At 74.8% G+C, this 3,541-nt stretch carries 4 protein-coding genes; 1 reads left to right on the plus strand and 3 read right to left on the minus strand.

Going from position 1 to position 3,541, the window contains the following annotated elements:
• The coding region (locus QSG27_RS28140; protein ID WP_306712064.1) for an OmpA family protein at positions 1-445 on the plus strand (445 nt) is incomplete at its 5' end.
• Between the two features lie 46 nt (positions 446-491).
• Here QSG27_RS28140 and tagF read toward each other — a convergent pair.
• From tagF to QSG27_RS28155, 3 genes are all read right to left on the minus strand, one after another.
• Positions 492-1,136, minus strand: a complete 645-nt coding sequence (gene tagF / locus QSG27_RS28145; protein ID WP_306712066.1) for a type VI secretion system-associated protein TagF — start codon at positions 1,134-1,136, stop codon at positions 492-494.
• The gene (gene tssM / locus QSG27_RS28150; RefSeq protein WP_306712069.1) at positions 1,136-3,124 is read right to left on the minus strand and encodes a type VI secretion system membrane subunit TssM; all 1,989 of its coding nucleotides are present in this window, start codon (positions 3,122-3,124) and stop codon (positions 1,136-1,138) included. The genes tagF and tssM overlap by 1 nt, the downstream gene beginning before the upstream one ends.
• 10 nt (positions 3,125-3,134) lie before the next feature.
• A partial coding sequence (locus QSG27_RS28155; protein ID WP_306712070.1) for an OmpA family protein occupies positions 3,135-3,541 on the minus strand: 407 nt, incomplete at its 5' end.

The following is a 3,541-nucleotide window of genomic DNA, read 5'->3' on the forward strand; positions in this document are numbered from 1 at the left end:
CGAACCGCTGGCCGGGCCGCCGGCCGAGCCGCCAGCCCATGTGGCCATGCCCGCCCTGCCGGAGCCGCCGCCGGAACCGCCCGTCGCGGCGCTGAAGGCCGGGCTGCGCGCGGTCTTCCGGATCGGCTTCGACTTCAATTCCGCGCGCATCCGTCCGGAATCGCAGGCGGTGCTCGACCGCATCGGCGCGGTGATGACGGCGCCGGAGGCGGTGAACGCCCGCTTCCGCATCATCGGCCACACCGACGCGGCGGGCCGCGACGCGGCCAATCTGAAGCTCTCGCAGCGCCGGGCCGACGCCGTGGCGGACTATCTGGCGCAGCGGCACGGCGTGCGCCGCGACCGGCTGGACACCGCCGGGAAGGGGGCAAGGGAACCGCTGCTGCCGGAGACGCCGAAGGCGGCGGAGAACCGGCGGGTGGAGATCGTGAATTTGGGAGGGTGATTTTTGGGAGGGGGGTCCAGCGCCCAAACTCCCCAAAAATCACCCCCTACCCGTCCAGGTCGTCCCAGCCCCGCCGCTCCCAGGCGCCGTCGATGAAGGCCGCGGCGCGGGTGGAGCGGGGCAGGCCGCAGCAGGTCAGCACCGAGGGCGGAACCCGCCCGCCGCCGCGGCTCCACCACAGGCTGGCGCGGGGCGGCAGGGGGCCGACGCGCTCCTCCACCACGGTGGCGACGGTGGGATCGGCGCCGTTCGGCTCCGGACGGCCCAGGATCGCCATGCGGGCGGGCAGGGCGTCCACGTCCGCCCCGGCGCGGCAGGCGTCGGCGGCGATGGATTCGGCGCGGGTGAACCAATGCAGGCAGGCCACGGGCACCACCGCCAGATCGGTGCCGTAGGGCAGCGTGCCGACGATGGTGAAGGGATACTGCCGCCCCACCCGGTCGGCGCTGGGCATCATGATGCCGGCCAGCGGCGGTTCCCCGCACAGGCCCGGCGACAGGGCGAAACGCCAGACCGGGGCCGACTGGAACAGCCGCTCCCACGGCGTGCCGAGCTGGCGCACCGCCGCCTCCAGGACTTCCGTCAGCCAGGCGTCCCAGGGAAGCAGCACGCCGCGCGGCAGGCCGTAGCCCACAAAATCGCCGCGCGCCGGCACCTTGCCATGGAAGCCCACCGCGAAACCGGGGCTCATCAGCCGGCCCCGCCGTTGCCGGGGGAATGGGGGGCCGGCGCAGCCGGCTGGCCCAGCACGTCGAGGACGCGCGACACCAGCGCCTCGTCCGGCGGCACCGGGGCGAAGCCGGCCTCCACCAGCGCCGCCAGATGGTCGCCCAGCGCCCGGCGCTGCGCCTCATGGGTGGGGCCGGGCAAGGTGCGCTGCCAATCGGCGGCCAGCCATTCGGCGAGGACCGCGGGGTCGAGCGGCTCCCGCCCGCCGATCATGGCGTAGGCGCGCAGGGTCTGCCGCAGCAGGTCGGGCCGCGCCCAGCCGGTGCGGAGCTGCTCCTCCAGCCGCAGCACGATGCGCGACAGGAACACGCTGCGCAGCGCCCGCCGGTAGACGTCCTCCGCGGGAAGGCCGATGCGCTCCCCCTGCGACAGGCCGAAACCGAGCAGGGATGCCCGCCGCTCGCCGCGCTCCGCCCAGCCGCCGGGCAGGGCGCGCAGCGCGTCGAGCGCCGGCAGGACCGCCAGGAAGTCGGAATCGTCCACCCGCGTCAGGGACCGCGGCGGGGTGTCGAGCGCGTGCAGCCGCTCCTCCGCCTCCGCGACCGCCGCTTCCGCCCGCGCCAGAAGCGCGTCGTTGGCGCGGTGGCTGCTCAGCCCGGCCAGCCCGAGCAGAAGTCCCGCCGCCGCCGCCCCGCCCAGCACCCAGACGTGCCGCCGCCGCCGTGCCCGCTCCAGAGCGCGGTCCACCCCGACCATGTTCGCCTCGGGGAAGACCACCTCGGGCAGCAGCCGCTCCAGGAAGAAGGTCTGGGCCGGCGATTCCGCGGAGGCGCCGGGCTGGGTCGCGCTGCTGAGATAAATGCCGCGCAGCAGCGGCACCGCCTCCTCCGCCTCCGCGGTGAAGGCGGTGTCCACGAGGTCGGCCAGCGCCGCCTCGAACTCCGCCATGCGCAGGGGGAAGGCGAAGGCGTCGCTGCGCCGCTGGATGTCCGGTTCCTGGTGCAGCCGTTCGGGAAGCCGCTCCTCCAGCCGGCGCAGCAGCGCCTCGAACTGCGCGTGGAAGCTGGCGAGCGGACCGGGCGGGACGTCCTCCACCGGGAAGGTGATGCCCCAGATCTGGGCGCGCTCCGCCCGGTCCAGCGGGTCGAAATAGGTGGTGAAACCGTCCACGAGGTCGGCCTTGGTGCACAGCAGATAGACCGGCACCCGGATGCCCAGATGGGCGCGCAGCTCGCCCAGCCGCTGGCGGATGGTGATGGCGTGGTTGTGCCGCTCCTCGTCGCTCCAGACGGCGAGGTCGGTCAGGCTGATGGTCAGCAGGACGCCGTTCACCGGCTGGCGCGGGCGGTGCTCCTTCAGCAGGTCGAGCAGGCCGGACCAGACGCGCCCGTCCACCGCGCGGCGGCTGTCCTGGGTGGTGTAGCGGCCCGCCGTGTCGATCAGCACCGCCTCGTCGGTGAACCACCAGTCGCAATTGCGGGTGCCGCCCAGATTCTGCACCGGCATGCCGTCCAGCCCGGCGCCCAGCGCCGCGCCCAGACGGGCGTTGGCCAGCGCCGTGGTCTTGCCCGAACCGGGGGCGCCGATCACCAGATACCAGGGAAGCTGGTAGAGATACTGGCCGCCCCAGCGCGCGCCGAAGCGCTGCGTCTTCAGCCGGTCGATCACGGCGTCCAGCCGTTCGCGCACCGTGCCCAGCTCGTCCAGCGACGCCTTCAGCTCGGGATCGCGGGACGCCGCCAGCGCCTCCACGAAGCGGGCGTTGGCCGCGCTCTGCCGGGCGTCCTCGCGCCGGTTCAGCGCGTACCACAGGCCGAGGAGAAGCAGCGCCGGCAGCAGGCGGGCAGCCCCGCCCACCCCGAGCAGCGGCATCACCGCCCAGCCCAGCAGCCCCACCGACAGGGCGACCGCCAGGGTGGTCCACCAGCGCAGGCGCGGCGCCATCGCCGGGGCGGCACGGCGGGACTTGCTGCGGGAGTCCGGGCGGACTTGCGGGGACGGTTCGCGCATGGGCCGCGGCCTATTCGGGGTAGAGCCGGACATCGACGCGCCGGTTGGCGCCCCGGTTGGCCGGCGTGGTGTTGGGGGCCAGCGGTTCGCGCTCGCCCCGCCCTTCGGCGGTCAGGCGGTCGGTCCCCAGCGTGCGTTCCAGGATCTTCAGCACGGCCACCGCCCGCGCCTCGGTCAGCGCCTCCGGCGTGGGCAGCGGGCCGCCGCGCGGCGTCTGGTCGTCGGTGTGGGCGACCACCACCACACGCCCCGCCTCGGGACCCAGCGCCTGCCCGACGCGGTCCACCACGGCGCGGTAGCGGGCGCGGATGGCGTCGCTGCCGGTGGCGAACATGCCCGCCCCCTCGATGCGGACGACCAGCGCCCCGTCGTCGCCCGCCAGCACCGCCCGGCCATGACCGATTTTCCGTGCGTGCC

This window comes from Azospirillum isscasi (genome assembly GCF_030849505.1).
Taxonomy (GTDB): Bacteria; Pseudomonadota; Alphaproteobacteria; order Azospirillales; family Azospirillaceae; genus Azospirillum; species Azospirillum isscasi.